The sequence below is a fragment of the Ruegeria sp. J8 genome (genome assembly GCF_056531925.1).
Genome location: NZ_JBQFMR010000008.1, coordinates 127,483 through 154,419, shown reverse-complemented (window position 1 = coordinate 154,419; position 26,937 = coordinate 127,483). Strand labels below are relative to the sequence as shown.

Sequence of the window (26,937 nt, the reverse complement as noted above, 5' to 3'; positions counted from 1 at the left end):
AATGAGATTCGCAGGCACGTGGAGCTGTCGTTCATGGCGAAACCTGAAGAGGCTGGCGCAAGCCCCTCTCTCTATTCCTTGGCGCATTTGACGCTGATTGGCTGTACGCCGCCCGAGTTGGTCTATATCGCCGCGCGGGCCGGTTACGATGCCGTCAGCCCTCGGTTCATTCCGATGCATGTGCCTGGTGAATTCACCCAATCGCCAATCGACAAGGCGCAGGTGCAGGCTACCAAAACTGCTCTCTCTACAACCGGTTTGAAAGTCCTTGATGTCGAACTGGCGCGCATCACCGAAGACGTCGATCCGCGCAGTTTTGAGCCTTCGTTGGAGGTCGGCGGAGAGCTGGGCGCCAAACGCATGATCATGAGCGCGTGGACCAATACCCGCGATGATCGTGACTTCCTGATCGACGTCTATTCCGAGACCTGCGAACTGGCGGCTCCGTATGGGCTAACAGTGGACCTTGAGTTTCCAAGCTTCTCCCGCTTGCGCACTCTGGATGAGGCGCTTGACATCGTGCGTGCCTCCGATCAGCCCAACGGCGGTATTTTGGTCGATACGCTTTACCTGCACCTCAGCCGTGTGGATCTGGGCGAACTGTTGCACGTCCCCTCGGACCTGTTTCACTTCCTGCATATCTCCGATTGCTTGCCCGGCATCGCCGACACGCGCGAAGGTATGATCCAGCTGGCTCGCGATGCGCGGCTCTATCCCGGCGAGGGCTGGATTGATTTCACCGGCATAATCGAACGGATGCCACCCGTCGACTATTCCATTGAATTGCCCAACCAAAGCCGCGTTGCCGAGTTGGGATATGAAGAACACGCGCGTCGCTGTCTCAGCCACGCCAAGCGAACATTCGGCGAGGCGCGGTCACAGCGTCGTGTGCCCGATGCTGCAATTCTAAAACACCAAGAGGATCATCATGGGCAAAGAGCTCACTGAAAACGACCGTAACATGGCGGCCGATATGCTGGCACGCGCCCGTGCTGCCATGGCCGAGATCGAGGATTGGGATCAGGGCAGGCTGGACCGCCTGTCTCAAGCCATCGCGTGGTATGCTGGGAACGAGAAAACCTTTACGCGTCTAGCCCAGCAAGGCGTGGACGAAAGCGGTATCGGAGATCGCGAAGGGCGTCCTGCGAAGCGGTTCAAGATTCACATGGTTTTGCGCGATGTCTTGCGCACGCCTTCGACCGGGATCGTCGAGGTGGATGAGGAAAAGGGCTTGGTGAAATACGCCAAACCTGCCGGTGTGATCGCCTCCCTGATCCCGATGACTAACCCGGCAATGACACCGCCGGTGACCGGTGTTTCCGCCGCCAACGCCCGGAATGCGGTCATATTCAGTCCGCATCCCCGGAGCGCACATACAACATTCGAGATGGTCGAGGTTATGCGCGCAGCGTGTCGAGCAGCGGGTGCGCCCGAAGATCTGTTTCAATCAATTCGCAAACCGTCGATCCCGCTCACCCAGCATCTCATGGAAATCTGTGATCTGACGCTGGCGACGGGTGGCAAGCCCATGGTCAAAGCGGCCTACAGTTCGGGTCGTCCGGCTTACGGCGTTGGCGCGGGTAATTCTTCCATCGTCATTGATGAGACCGCAGATCTGGACATCGCCGCTCAGAACACACGCATTTCCAAAACCTCTGACTTTGGGTCTGGGTGTTCGGCTGATGGAAACATCATCATCCAGCGCTCGGTTTACAACGACATGGTCAAAGCTCTGGAAGCCGAAGGCGGATACCTTTGTTCGGACGAAGAAAAGGCGATGCTCGAAGCGGCCATGTGGGACGAAAAGGGCAACCGCACCTTCCCGACCATTGCCTGTCCGCCGCAGCAAACGGCCAAGGTCGCCGGATTTAGCATCCCCGAAGATCGCAAGTTTCTGATGGTTGAAAACCAGGGACAAATCGGGCCGCAGCACAAGTTCTCCAAGGAGAAACTGACCACGCTGATGGCGCTTTATCACTTCGACACGTTCGATGACGCGCTGGAAACGGTCAGCCAGATCTACAACACCGGGGGCAAGGGCCATTCCTGCGGGATTTATAGCCACAATGACGATCATATCGATCGGCTGGCGCGACTGGCTCCGGTCAGCCGTATGATGGTGCGGCAGCCGCAGTCCAAGGCCAATGCGGGTGCCTGGACCAATGGTATGCCTATGACCAGCAGCCTGGGCTGCGGCATCTGGGGCGGCAACATCACCAACGACAACGTCACTATGAAACATATGATGAACTACACCTGGGTCAGCCGTCCGATCCCCGAGGATCGCCCCTCGGAGCCGGACCTGTTCGGTGAGTTCTACGGGCAGGAGGTCGCGTGATGGACGGGGCAAAACTGGACGGCAAAACAGTCGCCGAACATATCGTCGACTTTCTCGAACGCCGTGACGTTAAGCATGTGTTCGGGCTTTGTGGCCATACAAACATCGCAGTTCTGGCCGCGTTGGCCGAAAGCCCAATTGATTTCGTCACGGTGCGGCACGAACAAATCGCCAGCCACGCGGCAGACGCTTACGCCCGCGTGACAGGCAAGGCCTCGGTGGTGTTGTCCCATCTCTCCCCGGGGCTGACCAATTGTGCCACCGGGGTCGCCAACGCCGCACTGGACTGTATCCCGATGGTCGTGATCGCGGGCGATATTCCTACACACTACTACGGCAAACACCCACATCAGGAAGTGAACCTCCATGCCGACGCCGCCCAGTGGGAGATCTATCGACCCTTCGTAAAACGCGCCTGGCGGGTCGACCGCGCAGATTTAATGGCCGAGATTCTTGAAAAGGCGTTCCATCTGGCTGAAAGCGGCCAGCCCGGGCCGGTACTGGTCAATGTTCCCATGGACATCTTTTCAGAGGTGATCCCCTCGGACAGTTTCGACCGTATTCGCGACAACACGCGCGCTCTCAAGAAACCGTCGATTGACGACGAGACAGCGGGCGAGATTGTCGAAGCGTTGGCTAAAGCCGAAAGCCCAGTCGCTTATGTCGGAGGCGGTATTCTTCTGGCACAGGCCAGCGAGGAGCTGCGCGCGTTCGTTGAACATATGGGCCTGCCCGTCGCGCATTCCCTGATGGGTAAAGGTGCCCTGCGGGATGACCATCCGCTCGTGCTGGGAATGACCGGGTTTTGGGGCACAGAACTGGTCAATCAGTCCTGCCTGAATGCGGACTACATCTTTGCGGTGGGCACCCGGTTCAAAGAGGCTGATTGTTCAAGTTGGTATCCCGGCTACACGTTCAACATTCCCGGCTCGAAGGTCATTCATATCGACATCGAACCGCAGGAGATCGGTCGGAACTATCCCACCGAGATCGGAGTCGTTGCTGACGCCAAGGCCGCATTGCGCGTCCTCAACCGGGTCGCCCGCGAGATGTATCCGGACGGCTTCAAGCGCCCTGCGCTGGAGCAGAAGATCGCTAGCTTCCGGACGGACTTCAAAGCGCGCAACGTGGAAATGGCGACCTCATCGGCCTTTCCAATGATGCCCGAACGTATTCTGGCAGATACCCGCGAGGCACTGCCCGAGGATGCCATCATCACCACGGACGTTGGGTGGAACAAGAACGGTGTCGGGCAACAGTTCGACATTTTGACGCCGGGTTCAATCCTGACCCCGGGCGGGTTCGCGACGATGGGTTTCGGTCCTCCGGGCGCGATCGGCGCAAAACTGGCGGCACCTGATCGAGTCGTACTAAGTTTGGTTGGTGATGGTGGATTCGGTCAAAATCCGTCGATGCTGGCAACCGCAGTCGAACTTGATCTGGGTATCATCTGGCTGGTCATGAATAACAACGCCTTCGGAACGATCGCCGGCCTTCAAAAAGCGCATTACGGTCTGACTTATGGAACCACGTTCCCGGGATCAGCCGCCGCACCCGCAAACGGACCGGGCTATGCGGACATTGCGCGAGCTTATGGTGCGGAAGGGCACAGGCTCAGCGCCGCTGACGAGTTGTTGCCTGCATTGGACGCGGCAATTGCCAGCGGCAAACCAACTGTTCTTGATGTCCCAATGATCAACAACCCAACACCAACAACCGGGCATTGGAATATTCTCGACATCTATTCGCCAGACAGGGATGTTTCGCACGTTGCAACCTAAAGCAATTTAGAGTGTGCGATCCGCCTATGCATACGGCTTTTGCCCGTATCTGTTAAACAGAAGGGCAATTGCCGCTATGCGATGGTTTCAGCTTGATGGAAAATCTTTGAGTCGCAAATGGCAAAACCCGTGCGCCCATCAAAAATCGAATGACTCAAAATCAATGACTTAGCTGTCGATGAATGGCAATACTATGTGTCGCCCGACAGATTTTCCAAAATTTCGATGAGACACATTAGGTTGCTTAAGCCTCTGTGTTTTATGGCTGCAGCCGGTTTGGTGTGTTTCGTTGGATTTTATCCGATCATACCCGTGTACTTTCATTGAGTGGTATATTTTGCGGTATTGTCAAAGCTGCGCTCGGCGGGAAGCTGACAAAGAAGCTGGTAGAGAATCTCGGTCCGGGTCGGCATGGTGGCGGCTTTGGCCAGTACCTCGTTGTTGATCCATCTGGAGCGCGGCGCTGGATCGTGCGCGTAACGGCTAAGGCACAAAAGAACCGCAAGGGCTCTCCCCTACGCATAGATTTCGGTTTGGGCGACTCGGATTTGATCACATTGAACCAGGCGCGCAAGAGGGCGCTCGGATAACCGGTGGGCGCATTGCCATGGCCCTCTTCGCAGTCGTGGGCGCGGCGCTGACGCTCTGGGGTAACCAGACCCTGTTTGATGCCGTCGCGGTCTCGGGCACCGCCTCGATGTTTTTGACGCCGATCCTGCTGGCTGGGCTTATTGGCGGTCGACAGGTGGCCCTCTGGGCGTATCTTGTCAGCTTTGCCGCCGCCATGCTTGGCGCATTGGCTTACCTGTTCCGTGGGCAGGGTTTTGTGGCGCAGGTCCTCATTGATGGGCACAAATACGAGCAGCTTTTGCAGATTTGTATCTGTGTGTTGGTCGTGGGATGCATCGCTGTCTGGATTGGGTCGCAGCGCGCAGCGGGCAGGGTTGCGGGCGAATAGCTGACCAGCGCGACAGCTTGAACGGCCTATAAGAGACACTCGTCACGCAGCTCTGACGCCGCGGCCGCGCCCGCATTGCCGTCGTTCGCGGCAATCGCGCAATCTGGAAATGATCGTACTCGCAGATTGCAGACAAATCTGTGGTTCGCTGAAATCACCTCAACGGTCCCGACCAATGGCTTTCTTGCTTAATCTAGCGAATTGCCCAATTTCATTTGGAATGTCAGTTCCAAGCGCAGAGCTTCAGCACAATTTCTATCATTCTGACTACCTTGTAGAATGGTTGCAGCTAAGGCTTCCAATGAAGACAAACAATCCTCCGCTTCTCACCGGCCTCTTCAATTGGTGTTGTTTTAATTGACACATTGCCCTGCATGCGATCCGCTGAACCAGGTCATCTATTTTAACGCAAGGATTTGATGTCATGCCAGAATCGCTCAACCTGCATAAATTTGAAAACCTAAGTCCTTTCCAAATCAAAGACGAACTTATCAAGTTGGCGCAAAAAGAGGCGCGGCAGATGGCTCTGCCATACCTAAATGCCGGTCGAGGGAACCCCAACTGGATCGCTACCAAAGCGCGGGAAGCATTTTTCCTTTTGGGACAGTTCGCCTTGACAGAAGCTCAGCGCCATCGGAATGAGCCGGAGGTTGGTCTGGCTGGGATGCCGCAAGGGCCAGGATGTTATGACAGGCTAAAGACGTATTGCGCCAAATCGGTTGAAGGAAACGGCCCTCCTGGTGCGGATACTTTGATGGCCACAGTTGATTTTGCGATTGAGAAATTTGGATTTACGCCTGACGATTTTGTGCTCGAGTTGACCGACGGTATTGTCGGCGACCATTACCCGATGCCCGACCGTTGCATGGAACACAACGAAATTATTGTCCACGAATACATTATGTGGGCGATGTGCGCGGGGCACCGACCGGATGCGAAGTTCGATATCTACGCGGTTGAGGGCGGAACCGCAGCGATGTGTTACATCTTCAAAGCGCTCAAGAACCAGCGATTGCTGAATGCCGGTGACACCATTGCGTTGGGTACACCGATTTTCACGCCCTATCTGGAAATGCCCGTCCTTGAAGACTATGGGCTAAATACAGTGGATGTCTCTTCGAAAGAAGAGGACCACTTTCAACTGAACGACGAAGACTTCGAAATTCTGTCCGACCCGAAGGTCAAAGCACTCTTTCTGGTCAACCCGGGCAATCCGTCTTCCGTCGCTATCAGCCCAGAGGTCTCGGCGCGGCTCGTCGAGTTCGTAAAGACCCGCCGCCCGGACCTGATCATTTTGACTGACGATGTTTACGGGACCTTCGTTCCAAACTTTCAGTCGATCTTGGGGCATCTGCCCGAGAACACCATCGGGGTTTATTCCTACTCCAAGTATTTTGGGTGCACCGGGTGGCGTCTGGGCGCGATTTTGGTGGCCGAGAACAACATCTTCGACAAGATGATTGCGGATGCTCCGGATGAAACCAAGGCCATCGTCAACGCACGCTACGAAACGTTGACGCCTGATCCATCCTCGTTCAAGTTCATCGACCGGATCGTCGCCGACAGCCGCGATGTTGCGCTGAACCACACTGCAGGTCTATCGCTGCCGCAACAGGTGATGATGACCTTGTTTTCACTCGTCGAGCTTATGGACGAAGAGAAGGCCTATCAGAAATTCTGCTGGGGTATTCTGAAACATCGCTTTGACGAGCTGGTCGAAGGGATGGGCATTGAAGTTCCCGATAACCCGCTGTTCGACAAATACTACGGTATTATCGACTTCGAATTCTGGCTTCGCAAATACGTCGGTGAAGAGGTCGTCGAGTGGATCAAGGAGAATGTGCACCCGTTGGATATATCCTTCAAACTGGCTCAGGACCACGGGATCGTGTTGCTGAATGGATCGGGCTTTGACGCGCCTAACTGGTCGGCGCGGGTATCGTTTGCCAATTTGGATGATAGTGCCTACCGCCAGATCGGAAGAGCGGTGCGCGCAGTGGCCACTGGCTACGTGCAGGCCTACCGTGCCTCGAAAGGACTGCCTTTGCATGGTTGAGGTCTAGCTGCAGCGCAGAGCAACGGTTCAGCATGATGATTGGTAATCATGCTGATCTCACCCTTCCAAGCCAGGACTCTGATTGTTGTGCGGTCTGACTTACGGAACAAAAGCCACAACCAAAGGCCCCCAGAGTGTCAGGAAGATATTGGCCACGGCATAGGTCATGGTGAAGGCTGGCGTTGGTGTCGAGTTCCCGGCTTTTTCCAAGAGTGTCGCAAAACCGGGATTACCCGAGCGTGATCCGGTCACAACCGCACAGGCCTCAACCGGGTTCTTGATACGCAAGGCAAAATAGTTGATCGGGAACTGCACGATCATGGGCATCAATGTAACCACAACGCCTAAAAGCAGAAGCGTGATCCCATATTCCTGAATCGCCTCCAGTGCGGGTTTGCCTGCATTTAGGCCAACCACACCAACAAACACGGCCAAACCGAAACTCTGAAGGAAATTCGCGGCCCCACGGTTAATACCGCCGATCTTGGGTTGCCGGATGCGCAAATAGCCGATGATCAATCCTGTAACCAGGCAACCGAGGCCGGACCCCAAAGCCACCTTCGTTCCTGCGATGACAAAACTGATCTCTCCGATCAGATAGCCGATGGCGACGCCGATCCCCAATGCAATGAAATTGGTGACCGAGGCCGAAGGCGGCACATAGCCCGCAACTTTGGCAACTCGGTTCAGGTCGTCCTTGTGACCGACAATACTGATCTCGTCACCTGCGTGAATCTCGGTGTTGTGCAGGACGGGGACATCATGGCCCATGCGGGTGATCTTTGAGATATGAACACCGCGCCTTTGATCTGCCGTCAGAGCCTCGCGCAGCTCCACCAAGGTTTTGCCGGTCAGTTTACGGTTGGTGACCACGACGTTGCGACGCTCCTCAACAACGGTCAATTCAGGAGGATACTCTCCGATTTCACCACTGGCGCTCCCCTCGAACTGGGTCAAAGTCGTGACGAGGCCGGAGACGACCACAACGTCTCCGGCGTTGATTATCGTTTCAGGAGTCGGATCCACAGGAGCGCCATCGTGGAGCAACCGTTCGACGATCAGATCACCATCATAGCCATTTTCGATGTCCTTGACGGATTTTCCGGCAATGCTTGCATCGGCATCTACCTGATAGGCGCGGGCGTCGAACCGATTCATGGGAAGGAACTCACCTTCCTCTAGTTTGGGACCACCGCCACCGAGTTTCTGAGCCAGCTTAATCGCTTCTTGCCGCAGATCGACACGCATGATGATGGGAATGATGCTAACTGCCAATATCGGGCCGATTGAGCCGAAGATGTAAGTAACCGAGTATCCTACAGCGATGTTGGTTTTCAGCTTTTCCGCCTCATCAGCGGCGAGCCCAAGCAGATCGATGGCGTTTCCAGCGGTGCCAATGATTGCAGATTGTGTCAGACCGCCAGCGGCCAGTCCTGCGGCCAGCCCTTTGTCCAAGCCCGCCAACCGAGCAACAACGATAACAAAAAACAACCCCCAGACGGTCATCATAAACGCGGCCAATAGCTTGGTCAGCGCAGTTCGGTTCAAGGCCGCAAAAAATTGAGGCCCCCCATTGTAACCGACCATAAATATGAAGAGGGAAAAGAATACATTCTGAACATCGGTACTAAGATTGATGCCGCCGATCTGGCCTATAAAGACCGCCACCAACAACGTGCCAGCAATGCCTCCTAATTCGAACTTGCCGACCCGAAACTTTCCAACGCCATATCCCAGGCCCAGACAAAGAAACAGAGCCATGATCGGGAAGGCGCGAAGTTGTTCTGTAATCAATTCCATTTTGAAATCTCCAGAGTCCAAACGCTGGTCCTTTCCCCTAAAGATACAGAGCCTTACTGTATTGAAAACAAGAAATTTAAACACCCGAGGTCGTGCGGTCGTTTCGAAACTACTTGGAACAAACTCTTTTAAAGGGCAGGTGAACGTGGAACCCAATAGCCGTTTTGGGAATGCAGGTCACACCATACACTGTTCGTCTTTTAGGGTCAGGTCTCATAGCCAGTATATGGCAGCGCTGCGAGTGCGACGGCGGACAAGAAGAATTTGGGGCACCTGTCGTAGCGGGTTGCCACACGCCGCCAATCCTTCAACATTCCGAACATGATCTCGATCCGGTTGCGCCGTTTGTATCGACGCCTGTCGTACTTTACCGGTTTCTTCCGCTGCTTCCGGCCAGGAATACAGGCCCGTTCCCTTTGTCTTTCAACGCTTCCCGAAGACGCGCCATCTGCGCATCTGTGAGCCAGAAAAGATCAGACATGGTCACCGCTCGTTTTTCGAACCGTGACTCATGCACCAACGCGGAAATCAATGGGTCCTGACCCTAAGGCGCACCAGGTAGAACGGTCTCTCTGCGATGAAATGGGAACGTGCTGTAGATGCGTCTCAGAAAATGTCGATTGTTAGACCAGAGCAACCAAGCTGCCAAATAAAACGTCGCGAACCGGCACGCGCATGACGCTTTTTTAGGCGGATGGTAGAGCGAACGTTCTACACTATGTTTATGATTGGAACCAAACAAAAGATAGCTCGTGCCCTTCACCAACAATTCTCGGAGTTGGGTTTCGCGGGCCTAGGGGTCGAGGCATTGCGTGCAGGTGCAGATGTTTCGATCCGCACGCTCTATAAGCATTTCCCGAGCCGTGAAGAGATGATTGTTGGCGCGTTGGAGCATCGGGACGCTGCATATTTCGAGTGGCTTGCGGGTGGTCCGAAACAGGGCATTGACCATGTATTGTACCCGCTTGTGCGACTGGGTGACTGGTTGAGTGATGTATCAAACACTGGGTGTCTATTTTTGAATGCACTGGCGGAGCACCCCAACAGCGCGCCGATCTCCGATCTGGTTAAGGCGCACAAGCTCAAATTGGCGAATGAGTTTGAGCTCCGCTTAGAACGTATTGCTCCAGACCAGAACACGCGCCACGCAGCCGAAACCTTGTTTCTTTTGCACGAAGGTTTGACTGACGTGGCCCGCTTAAGGGGTCCTGCGGCGGCCACCCAATCTGCGCTTCTTGCAGCCCGCAAAGTGCTGAAAACGGAAGGCATCACATGAGTCACGGTCCTAAAATCGAAGAGATCCATATCTATCAGCACAATCTGCCGGTAAAGAATGGACCCTATACGATGGCCAATGCCGAAGTTTGGGCGCTGGACACAACACTGGTGAAGATTGTAGCGACCGATGGGACAGAAGGGTGGGGAGAGACCTGCCCGGTAGGCCCCACCTATGCCGAAGCGCATGCGCTTGGCGCACGCGCGGCTTTGATACATATGGCACAAGATTTGATCGGTATGCCGCTCTGGCCATTGGTGTTGCAACGAAAGATGCACAGCCTGCTCAATGGCCACAACTATGCAAAAGCGGCGATAGACATCGCAGCGCACGACCTGTTGGGCAAGTTGCTTGAGATAAGAGTGGCAGACTTCCTCGGGGGTGCTGTGACGGAACGCGTACCCTCTTACTATGCGACAGGTGTGGGTGCTCCGGATGAGATCGCCCGGCGCGCTGCTGATAAGCGCGATGAGGGCTATCCGCGCCTTCAGGTGAAGGTTGGCGGGCGTCCGGTCGAGCTGGATATCGAAACGATCCGGAAAGTATGGGAGCAGATCAAGAACTCAGGAATGCGTCTTGCGGTTGACGGCAATCGAGGTTGGACAACGCGCGATGCACTTCGCGTGAGCCGCGAATGCCCTGACATTCCGTTCACTATGGAACAGCCCTGCAACACGGTCGAAGACTTGCAAATGATCCGCCCGCAAGTCACCCACGCCATCTACATGGATGAAAGCAGCGTTGACTTGAATACCGTGATCAGCGCAGCGGGGGCCGGCCTAGTAGACGGGTTTGGAATGAAGGTCACGCGCATCGGAGGACTGACCAACATGCGCAGCTTCCGAGATATCTGCGAAGCCCGCAACCTGCCGCATACCTGCGACGATGCCTGGGGCGGCGACATTATCGCGGCGGCTTGTGTCCATGTTGCAGCAACCGTGCGCCCCGACCTTTGCGAAGGAGCATGGGTGGCCGCACCTTACATCGACGGGCACTATGACCCCGAAAACGGTATTCGCATCGAAAGCGGATTTATCGCGCTACCCGAAGGTCCGGGTCTCGGTGTTACCCCAAATCCCGAGATATTTGGTGATCCTGTTGCCAGCTTCCAAGCATGAGGATGGATATGAGATTTGAAGGCAAAAAAGCACTGGTCACAGGCGCAGCTGGTGGGATCGGGGCGTCAATCGTTTCCAACTTGCGGGCCGAAGGGGCGTTGGTGGCCGCGGCGGATCGAAATGTTGATGGCATTGATGCTGACGCTCACCTGCCGGGTGATCTGTCGCAGGCTGACTATGCAGATACCCTCCCTCAGGCTGCCAATCTTGCGCTCGGCGGCCTGGACATCGTAATCAACAACGCAGGCGTTATTACACGCGGTGCCGTAACAGAGACGACAGACGCAGATTGGGATCTCTCGATCACAGTTAACGTCGAAGCCCCCTTTCGCATTTGTCGGGCAGCAATCCCGATAATGGCCAGTGATGGCGGTGGGGCGATCGTAAACACAGCTTCGTGTTGGGGTGGAAAAGCTCCAGGCCCGAACCACGCGCTATATTGTATGACCAAGGCGGCAATCGCATCTTTGACCCAATGCATGGGAATGGACCACGCGCATCAGGGCATTCGGATCAACGCGGTGTGCCCAAATGAAGTGAACACGCCCATGTTGCGTAGCGGCTTTGAAAAGCGCGGTTATGACCCCGACACTGCCGTGGCTGAACTAGGGGCCACTGTCCCCATCGGCCGGATAGCTGAACCCCAGGACATTGCGGATGTCGTTTTGTTTTTGGCTTCCGACGCAGCGCGTTACATGTGCGGCGCACTTGTTGAGGTTAATGGTGGAAAGCCAGTCTCATGAGGCGATTTGAAGGGAAAGTCGCACTGGTCACCGGTGGTCGATCTGGCATCGGCCTCGCCATTGCAGAACGACTGCGGCAGGAGGGTGCGCGTGTATTCACGGCGCAACGTCAAACCGATGAGGTCTTTGAAGGCATTGTCGCGGACCTGAGCGATCCGCAGCTGCCCGCCGAGGTCGTCAAGACAGTGGTTGGGCGTGCCGGTCAACTGGACGTGCTCGTTAACAATGCCGGTATGATGCAGGAGGCCAAAATCGAAGACACGAGCATTGAGGATTGGCAACGTAGCCTGGCATTGAATCTAACGGCTCCGTTCTTGATGATCCGGGCCGCGCTCCCCCATTTGCGCAAAACACGCGGGAGCATTGTCAACACTGGGTCGATTGAAGGTTTGGGATCCAATCCTCGTCACGCGGCCTATTGTGCCGCAAAAGCGGGCCTGCACGGCCTGACTAGGTCTGTCGCTGTGGATCACGGAGAGGAAGGAGTCCGATGCAACGCTGTAGCACCCGGATGGATCGACACGGAACTCAACGAAGACTTCGTGAATTCGATGGCAGAGCCTGATGCGTTCCGGCGTAAGATCGGCGGCATTCATCCGGTTAACCGAACCGGGCGACCCGACGAAGTGGCCGCACTGGTCGCATTTCTGGCGTCAAGTGAAGCCAGTTTTGTAACAGGGCAGGTCTACACGATCGACGGTGGTAGAATGAGTAAACTCAGCCTGCCTTAAGGCTTGCTGATCCGACTATTGCCTAAACAAATTTTCGCATTTCAAACACTCTTTCAACCGCACTTTAAGCAGCGGACCTTTATGCGAACCGCAGTATCTAGAACTTTGGGTTCATTGCCAGCCCCGGATGCCGCGTAGCATCCACGCCTTCGGCAAATTTGCCAGAAATTCCTCACGTCCCAAACGTGTCATTGGTCGAGATTTCCAATCGCTGCGGTGCTGCTCACCCGACTGGCCCTTCGCGGCGCGAGCAAAGTGCTGACTCTCACGGACTCACATATCGCGGGACGAAGCGGGCGATCGCCAATCAAACGTCCGCTTTGTAGTGCGCGAGGAACATAGCAACACAATCGTCCAAAACATTCTTTGATGTCGGGTTCTGACCGAGGAAGAACTCTGGCCAGAAGAAGAAGTTTTTCACCAGCCCCAAAAGCTGGTTGGTTGCGAAGGCCGGATCAGCTTTTCGGATGACGCCTGCGTCCATAGCTCCACTGATCAAGCCTGTCATTGGGTAGTCATGGGACTCGGTCTCAGTGAAAAACCGCCGGGAACGATCAAGGTCACGGATCAGCTCAGATAGAACCATTCGATTAAGTCCAATAGCTGTTTCTTCTGTGATCACCTCGACGTAGCGCCACAAAGCATCCTTCAGTTGCTGGGCAAAGTCGCGAGCAGGGTCATAGGATACCGGCTCCATGCGCCGGTTCTGTTCCAACATGATCTCTGAGATTGCATCGAACAGCGCTTCTTTGCTTTCGAAGTGATTGTAGAGCGTGCGACTCGATACGTTCGCTTTTTTGGCGATTGAAGTTGTTTTCGCCCCCAGAAACCCCTGCTCCTTGAACTCATCGATGGCCGCATCGATAATATCTTTTCGTTTTTTTTCAGTACGTTTCACGATTTCAACCTCAAAAAGTAAAAAGATGTGTTTACTAACATCATCTATTCACCATAAGTAAACACAACGATTTACTTTAGCAAGGCGCAATGATGCCTGATCCCGAAAGGAACAAGACCATGACAACCCAAAATTTCACAGCGGGCAAAAACGAAGTCACCTTCAAATCCTTTGGCGTGGATTTGGTGGGCGATTTGTACCTGCCCGAAGGCTTTGATGAGACAAAGACCCATAAGGCTATCGTGGGTGCCAGTCCGTTCCCGCAGGTCAAGGACCAAATCCCTGCAACCTACGGGCCGGAGATGGCCGCGCGCGGTTTCATCTACCTTGGCTTCGACTATCTCGGAATGGGCTCGTCCCCTGCACTGCCCGGGGAGCACAAGCAGTCTCGCTACATGTTCCGGCTGATTGAAAACACCTGGGACGCCGTGTCCTACCTCGGCACACTTCCGTTCGTGGATGAAATCTACGGACTGGGCGTCTGCCAAGGCGGCTCGATCATTGCGTCGGCGGCAGTCACCGACCATCGCATCAAGAAAATTGCAATGGTGTCGGGCATGATGGCGGCAGACGATTTTCAATGGACCGACCGCAACATGGTCAATCAGCAAATCGCGGCCTCGAACGCCTCGACGCAGAAGATGTATGAAACCGGCGAGCCCGATTATGTCGCACCATTTGGGCTGAATGATGAGCAAACCCGCGAAGACTTTGTCGGATCAGGCGTCAATCCGATGGCCGGAGAATCCTATGACTACTACGGGCGTGATGGTGTCAAAGGCCCGGTCGCGGTTCCGACCTACACCAACATGCATATCGGAGACCAGGGCATGCAGTCGCTGATCTCCATCGGCGAAGCCTATGCCGACAAAATCGTGCAGCCGTCACTGACCATCTACAGCAAAACGGCTTTCACCGCGCCTTGTTCAACCCAGTTTGCTAAGAAGCTGACAAATGAACACGAGGAACTGGCCTTTGATGAATTCAGCCACGTGGACTTCTACTACAAACCTGAAGCTGTAAAGGCGTCGACTGACGCGGTCGCTGAGTTCTTCGGCAGATAAACTGTAAAGGCAGAGGCCCTTTCGCGACCGCTGCCTTTTCGATTGATGAGTTGCGGGATCGCGTGAACGGTCCCGCAAAAATCTCATCGTCATCCCGTGCGGTTGCAAAAACCTCGATCATCGTTTCGGGATTTTCCGCGAAGAAGTTGCAACCATTGAAGTGACGCGTGTTGCTGTTTTCAATCCCGCGTAACCTCAAGTTATAAAATAGAATATTTTGGTTTTCACGTCGACCGATGGCGTCAAGCGACAGCTTTGACATGATATCTGTGGACGCAGTTTTCGCGCAAACAAAGCCGTTCGCTTGGTCTTCGCCGTAGCTCGACCAGCTTGGGATTAATCATTTGCCCGGTTCCAGCCCGCACCATGTTCACAAGGAATGTGAAAGTGGCGTCCATTGACACATCAGGCTCCGTCCGCTTGGTGCGATCACCAGGACCGAACTAGTAGGTCGAATGTTGCGGCGATCATCGGGTTATCTTTGCGCCGTTCTAGCGTCACAAAGCACAGGCACGCAGGAACTGAAACAGAATTGCAGACGGCAAGTCCAAAGGATTGTTTTTGATGGAGCGCGATGGAATCGCGGCAGAGGCTCAGGCCAATCCCGGATCTCACCATTTCAAGCATCGAAGCTTCTTGATCCACCAATGCGACCACGTTCGGGCGGCTGGCCTGATCTTCGAAAATCTTGGCCAGCAAGCGATGGTGGACAGAGGCTTCGGGAGTGCCAATCCAAGGCAAGGCTGCAAGCGAAGGCCAGTCGGACTCTTCCACCTGCTTCTGCCAGCCAGCTGGCCCGATCACGCGATACACAAAATCGGCCAGCTTTATGGCGTGCACAGGATCACCGCCGTCCGACCCAATACTGGAAAGGTCATCGGGTCCACACAGGTAGAACCCGGCATCGACGCGACCTCGTCTGAGCCATGTCAGGATGTCCCCGCTGACCCCGTGTACCAACTCGGTTTCGACATCAGGATGCTCTGATCGCAGATGCGCCAATAGACGGCCCAAGCGAATGAACTCTGGATCGACGATCGTGCCGATCGTCAGTTTTCCACTCAAACGACCAATACGCTGGCGGGCACTGCGTTGGAAATCACCGACTGCATCGAGGACTTGTTTCGCCTTTGCCAAAACCGCAGCGCCGTCATGGGTGATCTGCAACCCAGTTGCGGTTCGGTTGAACAGCGTCAGTCCAGTCTCTTCGCTAAGACGCTTGATCTGATGGCTGATGGCCGGCTGGGTAAGGTTCAACACTTCGGCTGCGCGGGAAACGCTGCCTTCACGGGCCACCGTTACAAAGGCCAGAATGGTGTTAATATTCGAAAACCGGTCCATATAAAATTTACTAATATGGCATTGTGCGAATTGTCATTAGATTTTTGTGTGCCTCTCGCGCAGAGATCAGTGAAGCCAATGATGCGGGGCCAGGTGAACAGCCTCCCGAACTTCGGAGGTAAATGAAAGGGTCGCGTACAAGAAAATCGGAATCCATTTCCTTTCCGGTGCGCATAAGGCGAAGCAACGACTGAATAGGTGGACGACACGGATGTCTGACGGCGCAAACAGGTTCGACTATATCGTGATTGGTGGCGGATCGGCCGGGTGCCTGATGGCCAACAGGCTGAGCGCTGACACCAAGAACCGAGTTTTGCTGCTTGAGGCGGGTAAGGCCGATACCTATCCTTGGATACACATCCCTGTTGGCTATCTCTACTGCATCGGCAACCCGCGCGCGGACTGGATGTACAAAACCGAACCAGCCAAGGGGCTGAACGGTCGCAGCCTGCTGTATCCGCGCGGAAAGACGCTGGGTGGATGCTCTTCGATCAACGGGATGATTTATATGCGGGGTCAGGCCCGCGACTATGACAATTGGGCCAAGCTCACCGATGAAGAGGCCTGGAGTTGGGACAACTCGCTGGCCGACTTTAAGGCTCATGAGAACCACTACAAGCTAGACGATGGCGCCGACCCGAGCACTGGTGACAACAGCCGGTTTTCCGACCTGCACGGGCATGGTGGCGAATGGCGGGTCGAAAAACAGCGGCTGCGCTGGGATGTTCTGGACAGTTTTGCCGATGCCGCCGTTGAGAACGGCATTCCCAAGACGGATGATTTCAACACGGGTGACAATGCCGGGGTGGGCTATTTCGACGTCAACCAGCGCTCGGGCTGGCGCTGGAACACGTCCAAGGCGTTTCTGCGCCCGGCCAAGTCACGCCCAAATCTGACGATCTGGACCGAGGCGCAGGTCGAGAAACTGACCTTTGAGAATGGCAAAGACACCGCGTTGCGTTGCACCGGCGCGGTTGTCCACCACAAAGGGCAGCCCGTTACGGTCCAAGCCTCAAAGGAGTTGGTTCTGTCGGCGGGTGCCGTGAACTCTCCGCAAATCCTGCAACTGTCTGGAATAGGCCCAGCGGCGCTTCTCAAAGAGCACGGGATAGACGTAGCAATGGATGCGCCCTTCGTTGGTGAGAACCTGCAGGACCACCTGCAAATACGAGCGGTATACAAGGTAAAGGGCACTCGGACGCTGAACACCTTGGCCAATTCTCTGGTAGGCAAAGCCAAGATCGGTTTGGAATATGTGCTGAAGCGGTCTGGCCCGATGAGCATGTCGCCCAGCCAACTGGGGGCTTTCACTCGATCCGATCCTCAGCGCCCTCATGCCAACCTCGAATATCATGTCCAGCCGCTGAGCCTTGAAGCCTTTGGCGAAGACCTACATGACTTCCCGGCCATTACCGTCAGTGTATGTAACCTGAATCCGACCAGTCGCGGGCATGTCCGTATTGCGTCTTCGGATTTCCGTCAGCCACCTCAGATTTCGCCCAACTATCTTGACACAGACGAAGACCGCATAGTTGCCGCCCAAAGCCTGCGGCAGGTGCGCGAAATCATGGCGCAGCCCGCGATGGAAGCTTACGAGCCGGAAGAATTCAAACCGGGTATCCAATATCAAACTGACGAGGAACTTGCCCGGTTGGCAGGCGACATCGCCAGCACGATCTTTCACCCTGTCGGCACGATCAAAATGGGGCGCGAGGACGATGAAACCGCCGTTCTTGACCCGTATCTACGCATGAAGGGGGTGGCTGGTCTGCGTGTGGTTGATGCCTCGGTCATGCCAGAGATTACCAGCGGTAACACCAATTCGCCCACTATCATGATCGCAGAAAAAGCCGCGGGCTGGATGCTGGCGGGTCAATAAGACCTGTCAGCATCCGGACGTAAAAGTTTCCCGGAGGATCCATGCGCAATTCGTTTTCCAATCTTCCGCTGACCGGTGTGAAGGTCGTCGATTTCGGCCAGTATATCGCGGGCCCTGCCGTCGCAATGTTGCTGGGCGATTTGGGGGCAACCGTGGTGCATATTGATCCGCCCAGCGGTCCGATTTGGGACAGCCCGGCAAATGCTGCACTGAACCGGAACAAGGTGATCGTTAATTTGGACCTCAAGACGCCAGAGGGGTTGGAGAGAGCCAAAACGCTCTGCGCCGAGGCCGATATTATCGTCGAGAACTTCCGCCCGGGTAAGTTGGCCGCGCTTGGAATGGACTTTGCCGCGATGCGCGAAGAAAGGCCCGAATTGATCACGATCTCGATCCCCGGTTTTGCATCAAATGACGAAGAACGGCGCGAACTTCGGGCCTACGAAAGCATCGTCGCGGCAAGTTCGGGCGTATTTACCGACATGGGGCTAAACCGAGTGCTAATGGGGCTGAACCCGTCATTTTCTCCCCTGCCACTTGCCTCGGCTTATGCCTCGCAGATCGCCGCGTCGGCTACGGTATTGGCTTTGCAATCACGGCAGGTAACAGGTCTTGGCGACCAGATCGAAGTTCCGCTGGCAGCCGCCGTGATGGAGGGGCTCTGTTACAACTCGATCAAGGTAGAAAACATGCCCGAGCGCTATCTGACCCAGCGCGAGGTCGAGATTGAACGTCGGCGTATCGAAGGTCTGCCGATGAACGTTGCATATGAAGAACTGCAGGAATTGTTGGACCCGTTCTTCCGCAGTTACATGTGTAAGGACGGGCGCATGTTCTACGTCGTTTGCCCCAGCCACAAGAACCACGCCCGTCGCTGTCTGGAAGTACTCGGCATTTATGACGAGTTGGTTGCTGACGGGCTGACTTCGGAAGAAGACACATACAAACCTTGGTCGGAATGGTCGCACGACACCTCACTCGGGGTCTATCCGATGCCCAAATTCTGGGCCGATAAAATCGCGGCGCGTATGAAAGAGGTCTTTATGACCCGCACATCGCACGAATGGAAAAAAATGTTCGGCCGGGGCCTGATCCCCGGAGCGCCGCAGCGCTGGCTACAGGAATGGATTCATGACGAATACGCCGAGACTTCGGGTCTGATGATCGACGTTCACGACCCGATTTATGGTGATATGACGCAACCCGGCCCAGTGGTCTGGATGGAAGAGAGCGGCGAAGTGGCATTGCAGCCGGAGCCCCGTCGATGGGTCGATTTCGACGAAGCGCTGAAAATATTGAAGAAACACCGCACCGAGATCCCAGACCCTTCTGAAGAAACCGCGAAAGTAGGGTGGTTAACCGGCGTACGGGTTCTGGACCTATGCAATGTGATCGCGGGCCCACATTCGGCCAGTTATCTGGCGCGGTTCGGGGCCGAGGTGATCAAGCTCGACCCCTCCGTGCCGATGTATGACAGTTGGAACACCGTCATCTATGGCATGTCCCAGATGCGCGGCAAGCGCTCCATTCTAGCAGATATCACCTCTCATCACGGACGCCGGGTTTTCGAGGATCTTGTTAAATCCGTCGACGTTATCGTTTGGAACGCACCGGACAATCAGATCAAGAAAATGGGTCTTGATGCTGACAACCTGCGCAAACTCAACCCGGATGCGTTGTTCTGCAAACTCGATTGTTTCAGCGGCGTGCGCCGGGGCACGCGTACTGACTACATCGGCTACGATGACTTGGTTCAGGCGACAACCGGTATCATGCTGCGCTTTGGTGGTGCTATGGACCGACCAGAGGAACACGCCCATGTGGGCACGATCGACGTTATGTGCGGATTTGGTGGCGCACTTGGGGTGGCCGCAGCACTCTATCAGAAATACCGCTTCGGTCGGATTGGGCGCGGTCGCACCTCGCTCAATGCTAATAGCGGTCTTCTGCAAATCCCCTTTGCTTTTGATTACAAGGGGCGAGGGCTTTTCGACGAACCGTCGGGCCCCGAGGCAAATGGCTATGATGCTCTGACACGGTTCTATAGTACCGCGTCGGGGCGCTATGTGCTGCTCAGTGCCTACGAAGCCGATCTGCCGCGGTTCCGAAAAGTCGAGGGCCTAGAGGAACTGCCTGATCTGCCAGAAGAAGACCGTGCCGCCTATCTTGCGACAGCATTCCAAACCCTTCCTGCGTCGGATTGGGTGGAAAAACTGCAATCGGCTGATATCGGCGTGGCAATCTGCGAAAATCTCGACGCTTTGCGCGCGAGGAATTCACGCGAGGCGGATGGTACACCGGGCACTGAAAATGGCAGCTACTCTTTCTCGATTTACCCCGACCACCCCAGCGGTCATGAGGTAACACAACTTGACCCCTACGCAGTGCGCCCAACCCGTGCAAAGGTATTTGCAGTCGAGCCATCCGAGAAGTTTGGCACTTCAACCCGCATGATCCTCGGTGAACTCGGTTATGTGGAGGAGGCCATCGAAGTGATGATCAAATCTGGCGATGTTGCAGAGTCGTGGAGTGCGGAATATTTGCCGAGCTAAACGAATGGCAAGGTCGCTTGTGGCAGGGCACAGGGGCAAGCTTGCTTTTTGCGATTGGCGGCTCTGGGATGACATAGAGTACAGCTAATTTTGCGACCGTTGCAGCGCGCATTTCTTCCGAAAGAGTTTCGCAAGCGATAGAGCCGCGCAATGCCCAAGAAAACAAGAAACTTAGTTTGCGGGTCGTTGATCAAGGAGCTTGACTGCTTCAATCACATCGATCGTAGTCTCACCTCCAGCAATCCCATCCAAAGCAGTGCGAACATCAGATATCGCCCTATGCGCCTGTCCAAATAGTTTGCATTGTTTTGCGAAATCTACGGATGTTCGAAGTTCAAGCATCTTTGCTTTCTGTTCTCTTGCAGTAGCTAGTGCCCCACGAAATTCTTTTTCTGCCAATTCATTGTCGCAACGTGCCAGCGCGTAGACTCGATCCGTCTCAGATCGGGCCCATCCTTCATTTGTGTACTGCTGTTGTTCACGAGCCTGAGCCAGAAAATTTAGGGCCCTATCTCGGTCACCTATGTTCAATGTGAGTTCCGCCAAAAGTGTCAGAAAGAATGGTTTGTAGTTTCCCGCACCACTCTCCCACCACGCTATCGACGCTTCGTGTAACGCATCGATCGATTCTTGGTTTGGCGAAACATGGGCTTTCACCCAGCTTCGCCACAAGGTCGCAGTCAAAGACATGAATGTGAATGAGTGCTTGGCTGACAGCCCGTCAAGCTGCTTTGCGATCTCCAGCACCTTTTCGGGTTCACGGCGCAACAGATGAAGCATGCATAGATAGGTCAGAGACTGCGCGATACTGTGAGCATGCTCCAGCTCTTTTGCACCCAAAACCGCCAGCATTTGAACCTCAAGTGCTTTGTCTGGGTCCCCGCGCATCCACATTGCCAAGCTTAGGAAACACGACGTAATCGCCGCATGGTCGGATCCATAGATGTAAGCCAGATGTGCATCACGTTCCCGGCTGTAGAGTTCCAGTGCTTTGCTTAAATGCTCGTATGCGGGCTCCAGATCACCAATATGAAACAGAACTGCGCCCATTGCGCGATGCGCCACCATCTGATGCTGCGTCTCACGAGTCGAGGTCGACAGATCCAGCAATTGCGCCGCGACGTTCCTGGCCAAATCATACTCGGCGCGCACCAAATGGAAGGAATACAAACCATTCAGAACTGGAAATAGCTGCTCTGTTTCTTCAACGCGTTCACACAAGTCGCGTATTCTTTCGTAAACAGAACCGGTTTCGTCGGCGGCTATTCCGGCGGTCGTTCGTAAGACACCGGCCTTGAGAACCTGAACCTCAATTTCCTTGCGGTCCCGCTCGATACTTTGATCCATTTCGCCAAGCTGCTCAATCGCCAGGGACAATTGCGTGCCTGCTTCAATGTTAGCAGACCGCTGGACTGCTCGCTGACCTGCAAGATAACGATAGTCCACAGCCTCCTTACACATGCCTGCCATGGTGTAGTGATGAGCCAGAATTTCCGGGCTTGCATCACCCGTATGAGCCGACTTTTCTTTCAAATATTGCGCGACACGAGAGTGTAGAACCCGACGTTCCCGCTTTAGAAGGCTGTTGTAAGCGGTGTCACGAATAAGGGCGTGACAGTAGCTGAAGGTTTCAAAACCTTCTGAACGAGACGCTGTTACTATGCCAGCCTCAACCAAAAGTTCCAGTCCTGCGCGCAACGCACCATCGCCTACGTTCGCCACTTTTGAGATCAATTGAAAAGTAAACTGAGGGCCTATTACAGCGCCAATCTGGGCGACCTCTTTGGCAGAGCTCAGGCGATCAAGGCGTGCCATCAATGCATCATGTAACGTACTGGGCACCGAGTTTGCCGGCGATGCCCCGCCCATCGTGTAGGTGTCCCTTCCCCTGGTCAGGACGCCAGATTCAAGGAGATCTTTCGTCACCTCCTCAACGTATAGCGGCACGCCGTTGGATCTTGCCGCGACCACGTCATACATCTCTTCAGCGACCATCTCGCCTTTGGCGACTTCGTCAACAATGCTCTTTACCTGTCGAAAGTTTAGCTGCTTCAAATCAACCTTCGTAAGGTTGGATTGCAGTGTCCAACCTGGATCGAACTCGGGCCGGAAGGTCATGACGACCAGCACCGGAAGGTTGCGAATTCGATCCACCATCCGATCAAGCAGCAATTTGGTTGTTGGATCAATCCAGTGGGCATCTTCCAAAAGGAAGAGAACTGGAGGACCGTCAGCCTCTGACGCAAGATTGTCCAGCAACAATTCCAGCGACTGTTCCATGATCTGCTGCGGTGTCAGATCTATAGGCCCCAAATGATCTTCAAACGGAACAGACAATAGGGATCCTGCCAACTTCAAAGCATCGTCCGATTGATCGCTCAACACGCCGCGGATTTTTTCAAGCTTAACGTGATTTGGCTCGTCCGCGCGAAGATCAGCTGCATTCTCAAGTTGGCGAATGATGGGATGCAGGGAAGTCGCAAAATGATATGGAGAACACTGATATCGCATTTGCTTGTGGGGCAAGTCCGAGATGTTCTGCCGAAATTCTTCTACCAGCCGCGACTTGCCAATTCCCGGCTCACCTGACACCAACACAACCTGACCCTGGCGATCACCGGCCAAAGCCCAATTGTCGTTCAGCGCCTCCAATTCCGCGGTGCGACCGACCAAGGGCTTGAGCAAAATATTGTCGATCGCCATAAATCGGCTGACTGTTTCCCGCTCCCCGGTTACTTGCCAGGCTTCGACTTCCTTAGCAAAACCCTTGAGTTTAAACGCACCGCGCAGAACGTATTTAAAAGCATCACCCGCCAGCTGATGAGTGGTTGGGGCGATGATCATCGTACCCGGATCCGCCATCGCTTGAAGACGCGCGGCCAGATTGGGTGCCTCACCCATCGCCGTTCCGTCTTCAAACATCTTTTCGCCGCGCAGATCGCCGACCACAACCAACCCGGTTGCTATCCCAATCCGAACGTTGAGTTTCGCGTGGGTGCGAACATCTGGCATCTCATCAATGATGCGCAGACCGGCACGAATAGCACGCTCCGGGTCGTCTTCATGGGCGTGGGGAAACCCAAAGAAAACCATAATCCCGTCGCCATAGTAGCTGGCAATATGGCCATCATACGCTGCAACAGCCGCAGCACAGGTTTCCTTGAAAAGTCGAAGAACATCAGCCAAGTCTTCCGGGTCGACGCTTTGCGCTATTTCCGTTGAACCGACAAGATCGATAAACATTACAGTAAGTTGTCGCCGCTCAGCCACGATCTCGGCGCTGTTGCTATTGCTGGGCGGGCGCTGCCCCATTTCCATGCTTGCGCGAACGGCTTTCAGAAAACGCCTTCTCGGCCCCAGCGGAAGTCCGATTGTTACAAGGTCTTCGTCAGATAGTTCAGACAGGTCGCAAAGTTCAATTTCATGTTCGGCAAAAGCGGCGGCATACTTGGACAAACCATGTTTATTTAGCCAAGACGCTGTTTCGGACATCAATTGGTATTGCTTGCGTTAGGAGCAGGATCTCTGAATGCGCACTGCCAGCAAGCATCTCCTTGTTAACTTAACCCGTCAAATGACCGGTGGCTCATTTGTCCAACAGTATGATCAGTTTCTTGTTTAGTGAAGACTACCGTTTTGTAAGAGGTCAAGGGCTTCATTGGCTCTCTTGACGTGTTACTGGATGCAAAGTCGGATCCAAGCGAGCCGCTTCATCTGGTCCCAATGTGGTCGATGATTTGGAACTCTACCTATGCCATCGCACCAACGAAGGAACTCTTCTCCCTTAAATTGCGGCCAATTAAGGTCGTTTATCATGCAATGTCGTGCTTCGATTGCCGCTCAATCACGCGAGAGTCGATTCTCAGATAAACTCCAAATTGTCAGTAGGAAGCTTTCTCGGGCGTCAAGAACGAGATGACCGTCCAGTCTGTTTTAAGGAAATCGACCAGCAACGTTCCAACCATATAGATTGGTAGGATAAAGACCTTAGTTTGTTGGCAAACTGTCATTTGAACGATGTTAGGAAAGGGGTCTTTGGCCTGTCTCATTTCTAGCACCGTCACAACGAAACAAGAATCTTTCCGAAGAACAAAATCAATATGATATAAAGAAATGCGAATATTAGTCCGATGCGACGTAAATCACCCACGCTGCCGGGTAAAAATTGATTTGGGAGGTCACAATGTTTCGTATGCTTCTAAGCTTAACAGCTCTAGGATTGACGCCGGTTAGTGTCCTTGCTGACGCTGTCCCAAGTCAGGAGGCTGCCGAGGGCTTGTTCTCGGAGCAACCCTATTCTCCCTATGCCAACAGATCCTTCCCGGAACGCCCCTTGTGGGGGGACACTCACCTTCACACGGGACTTTCATTGGACGCCGGAGCCTTTGGAAACACTCTGCTGCCGGACGAAGCCTGGCGCTTTGCCAAAGGTGAGCAAGTCATTTCTTCGACGGGCCAGCCTGTCAGACTGGCCCGGCCTTTGGATTGGATGGTTCTTACGGACCACACGGACTTGATGGGATTTGCACCTGATCTGCAGGCAGGCAAACCCGGTGTTCTCGCCGATCCAAAAGGATTGGAGTGGTACAATGGTTACAAAGCGGGTGGAGAAGAAGCTGGCAAGGCTGCGTTCGACATTATTACCAACTTCTCACAGATGACTCTGCCGGAAGTTTTACTTGAATCATACAGTCCGGGCGCTGATGCTTTTGCCTTTACTTGGGAAAATATCGTTCTGGCGGCTGAACGACACAACGACCCTGGCAATTTCACCGCTTTCATTGGGTTCGAGTGGACGTCGGTTCCGAAAGGCTTCAACCTGCACCGGAACGTTATGCTGCGCGATGGGCCTATCAGGGCGCTTCAAATGGTACCTCCGGTCACGCAACCCCCTTATGGTGATACAGATCCAAAGGCGCTTTATGCTTGGCTTGAAGAGTATCAGCAGAAAACAGGCGGGCGCGCGGTTGCATTCGCTCATAATGGCAACTTGTCAAATGGATGGATGTTCCCAACCGAAGACACCTATCACGGTGGAAAGGTTGACGAAGAATACGTCGCTGCCCGCGCTAAATGGGAGCCGCATTATGAGGTCACTCAGATCAAGGGCGACGGCGAAGCGCATCCCTTCCTGAGCCCTGATGATGAATTTGCGGATTACGAAAACTGGGATGTCGGCAATCTTGATATCTCTGAACTTAAAACCGACGACATGCTGGCTGGTGAATACGCCCGCGAGGCATTGAAGCGCGGTTTGATGTTGGAAGAAAAGTTCGGCGTGAACCCCTATAAGTTCGGCATGGGAGGCGCGACGGACAGCCATACATCTCTGGCGACCGCCGAAGAAGATAACTTCTTCGGAAAATCCGTCAGCGTCGAGCCTTCGGCCACAAGGATCAAGCATCCTTTCATCGCCAATGATCTTGGCGAAATTCCCGGCGACCTCCTTGTCGCGTCCGGCTACACGGCCGTTTGGGCGACTGAAAATACGCGTGCGGCGATTTTCGATGCGTTCAAGCGGCGCGAAACCTACGCGACCACGGGGCCACGGATTGGTCTGCGCTTCTTTGGTGGATGGGATTTCAATGACGCCGATGTTGAAACCCGCTTCATTGCAAATGTTGGCTACACGAAGGGCGTTCCAATGGGTTCCGACATGCGCCCTAATGAGGGCGACGGAGCACCCTCATTCCTGATCGCTGCATTACGCGACCCGGTTGGGGCCAATCTGGATCGTGTGCAGGTGATTAAGGGATGGCTGGACTCCGAAGGTGCTTTGCAGGAGAAGGTCTACGATGTGGCATGGTCGGACGATCGAGTTGCTGATCAAAACGGCAAAATCCCTGCGGTTGGCAACACGGTGGATACCGAAACCGCAAGTTGGACCAACACAATCGGGACCGCCGAACTTGTAACCGTTTGGTCTGATCCTGATTTCGATCCAAATGCGCGCGCATTCTACTACGTACGTGCGCTCGAAATCCCGACGCCACGTTGGATACTGTACGACAAATTGAGGTTTGGTGCCGAGCTACCAGAGGATGCGGTGCTTACGCATCAGGAACGCGCGTACTCTTCGCCGATTTGGTATACACCGGCAGAGTGACGTTTCTTCGCACGCGTTTGAAGAATGAGGCAGCAACCTTTGCCGCGTTGCTCTCACCTGAGCTGCAAAACGTCGTGGGCTACGATTCCTTGGAAAATTTAACTGACTGAAGCCAGCATAAAACATATCGCCGGATGGCGTTTCACGCAGGAGCCTTCATGCGAATAGTGAAAGAACCTCTATTCCATTTCTTCTTGATCGGAGCCGCCATATTCATTTGGTTTCACATTGTTTCTCCGAATGACGAGTTGATCGCAGATCCAGAGGCCATAGCAATAAGCGAAAGCGATGCCGCG

General features: G+C 54.5%; 18 protein-coding genes and 1 pseudogene. 14 read left to right on the top strand and 5 right to left on the bottom strand.

The window, feature by feature from the left end:
* Positions 1-33 precede the first annotated feature (33 nt).
* The 6 genes from ACR0L1_RS17095 to ACR0L1_RS17070 all read left to right on the top strand — a co-directional run bounded on the left by ACR0L1_RS17095 (position 34) and on the right by ACR0L1_RS17070 (position 7,133).
* Entirely contained in the window at positions 34-948 is a 915-nt protein-coding gene (locus ACR0L1_RS17095; protein WP_480860025.1) for a sugar phosphate isomerase/epimerase family protein, read from the top strand.
* The gene (locus tag ACR0L1_RS17090; RefSeq protein ID WP_170755654.1) at positions 929-2,338 is read left to right on the top strand and encodes an aldehyde dehydrogenase family protein; all 1,410 of its coding nucleotides are present in this window, start codon (positions 929-931) and stop codon (positions 2,336-2,338) included. Before ACR0L1_RS17095 ends, ACR0L1_RS17090 begins: the two co-directional genes overlap by 20 nt.
* Entirely contained in the window at positions 2,338-4,119 is a 1,782-nt protein-coding gene (locus ACR0L1_RS17085) for a thiamine pyrophosphate-binding protein (protein ID WP_480860023.1), read from the top strand. Before ACR0L1_RS17090 ends, ACR0L1_RS17085 begins: the two co-directional genes overlap by 1 nt.
* A 254-nt stretch (positions 4,120-4,373) precedes the next feature.
* Complete coding sequence (locus tag ACR0L1_RS17080) at positions 4,374-4,709, top strand: integrase arm-type DNA-binding domain-containing protein (RefSeq protein WP_480860021.1); 336 nt, start codon at positions 4,374-4,376, stop codon at positions 4,707-4,709.
* Between the two features lie 17 nt (positions 4,710-4,726).
* Entirely contained in the window at positions 4,727-5,077 is a 351-nt protein-coding gene (locus tag ACR0L1_RS17075) for a hypothetical protein (protein ID WP_480860019.1), read from the top strand.
* Positions 5,078-5,501: 424 nt separating this feature from the next.
* The gene (locus ACR0L1_RS17070; RefSeq protein ID WP_480860016.1) at positions 5,502-7,133 is read left to right on the top strand and encodes a bifunctional aspartate transaminase/aspartate 4-decarboxylase; all 1,632 of its coding nucleotides are present in this window, start codon (positions 5,502-5,504) and stop codon (positions 7,131-7,133) included.
* 99 nt (positions 7,134-7,232) lie between these two features.
* On the opposite strand, the gene aspT is transcribed toward ACR0L1_RS17070, so the two are convergent.
* Together aspT and ACR0L1_RS17060 are read right to left on the bottom strand one after the other, a co-directional pair.
* Positions 7,233-8,933: an aspartate-alanine antiporter gene (aspT, locus tag ACR0L1_RS17065; RefSeq protein ID WP_480860014.1), complete on the bottom strand. Its 1,701-nt coding sequence runs from the start codon at positions 8,931-8,933 to the stop codon at positions 7,233-7,235.
* A gap of 213 nt (positions 8,934-9,146) precedes the next feature.
* Positions 9,147-9,369 (bottom strand): annotated as a pseudogene (locus ACR0L1_RS17060) (transposase); the annotation flags it as partial.
* A 282-nt stretch (positions 9,370-9,651) separates the two neighbouring features.
* Between ACR0L1_RS17060 and ACR0L1_RS17055 the strand changes: the two are divergent.
* Genes ACR0L1_RS17055 through ACR0L1_RS17040 form a run of 4 tightly spaced genes read left to right on the top strand, consistent with a single transcriptional unit; the run spans position 9,652 to position 12,801 of the window.
* Entirely contained in the window at positions 9,652-10,209 is a 558-nt protein-coding gene (locus ACR0L1_RS17055; RefSeq protein WP_480860012.1) for a TetR/AcrR family transcriptional regulator, read from the top strand.
* Positions 10,206-11,327, top strand: a complete 1,122-nt coding sequence (locus ACR0L1_RS17050; RefSeq protein ID WP_480860011.1) for a mandelate racemase/muconate lactonizing enzyme family protein — start codon at positions 10,206-10,208, stop codon at positions 11,325-11,327. Before ACR0L1_RS17055 ends, ACR0L1_RS17050 begins: the two co-directional genes overlap by 4 nt.
* A gap of 8 nt (positions 11,328-11,335) precedes the next feature.
* The gene (locus ACR0L1_RS17045; protein ID WP_480860009.1) at positions 11,336-12,070 is read left to right on the top strand and encodes an SDR family NAD(P)-dependent oxidoreductase; all 735 of its coding nucleotides are present in this window, start codon (positions 11,336-11,338) and stop codon (positions 12,068-12,070) included.
* Complete coding sequence (locus ACR0L1_RS17040) at positions 12,067-12,801, top strand: SDR family NAD(P)-dependent oxidoreductase (RefSeq protein WP_170787040.1); 735 nt, start codon at positions 12,067-12,069, stop codon at positions 12,799-12,801. The genes ACR0L1_RS17045 and ACR0L1_RS17040 overlap by 4 nt, the downstream gene beginning before the upstream one ends.
* Positions 12,802-13,108: 307 nt before the next feature.
* On the opposite strand, the gene ACR0L1_RS17035 is transcribed toward ACR0L1_RS17040, so the two are convergent.
* Positions 13,109-13,699: a TetR/AcrR family transcriptional regulator gene (locus tag ACR0L1_RS17035; protein WP_170773700.1), complete on the bottom strand. Its 591-nt coding sequence runs from the start codon at positions 13,697-13,699 to the stop codon at positions 13,109-13,111.
* 119 nt (positions 13,700-13,818) lie between these two features.
* Here ACR0L1_RS17035 and ACR0L1_RS17030 point away from each other — a divergent pair, with 119 nt between their 5' ends.
* The gene (locus ACR0L1_RS17030) at positions 13,819-14,763 is read left to right on the top strand and encodes an alpha/beta hydrolase (protein ID WP_480860006.1); all 945 of its coding nucleotides are present in this window, start codon (positions 13,819-13,821) and stop codon (positions 14,761-14,763) included.
* 429 nt (positions 14,764-15,192) lie between these two features.
* Here ACR0L1_RS17030 and ACR0L1_RS17025 read toward each other — a convergent pair whose 3' ends face one another.
* Positions 15,193-16,104: a LysR family transcriptional regulator gene (locus tag ACR0L1_RS17025; protein ID WP_480860004.1), complete on the bottom strand. Its 912-nt coding sequence runs from the start codon at positions 16,102-16,104 to the stop codon at positions 15,193-15,195.
* A 211-nt stretch (positions 16,105-16,315) separates the two neighbouring features.
* Between ACR0L1_RS17025 and ACR0L1_RS17020 the strand changes: the two genes are divergently transcribed.
* Together ACR0L1_RS17020 and ACR0L1_RS17015 are read left to right on the top strand one after the other, a co-directional pair.
* The gene (locus tag ACR0L1_RS17020; protein ID WP_480860002.1) at positions 16,316-17,983 is read left to right on the top strand and encodes a GMC family oxidoreductase; all 1,668 of its coding nucleotides are present in this window, start codon (positions 16,316-16,318) and stop codon (positions 17,981-17,983) included.
* A 41-nt stretch (positions 17,984-18,024) separates the two neighbouring features.
* Positions 18,025-20,535 carry a CoA transferase gene (locus tag ACR0L1_RS17015; protein WP_480860000.1) on the top strand — a complete coding sequence of 837 codons (2,511 nt, stop codon included), beginning with the start codon at positions 18,025-18,027 and terminating at the stop codon, positions 20,533-20,535.
* Positions 20,536-20,706: 171 nt separating this feature from the next.
* Here ACR0L1_RS17015 and ACR0L1_RS17010 read toward each other — a convergent pair whose 3' ends face one another.
* Complete coding sequence (locus ACR0L1_RS17010; protein WP_480859997.1) at positions 20,707-24,027, bottom strand: ATP-binding protein; 3,321 nt, start codon at positions 24,025-24,027, stop codon at positions 20,707-20,709.
* A 691-nt stretch (positions 24,028-24,718) separates the two neighbouring features.
* On the opposite strand from ACR0L1_RS17010, the gene ACR0L1_RS17005 reads away from it, so the two are divergent.
* Positions 24,719-26,641: a DUF3604 domain-containing protein gene (locus tag ACR0L1_RS17005; protein WP_480551937.1), complete on the top strand. Its 1,923-nt coding sequence runs from the start codon at positions 24,719-24,721 to the stop codon at positions 26,639-26,641.
* Positions 26,642-26,937: the final 296 nt, after the last annotated feature.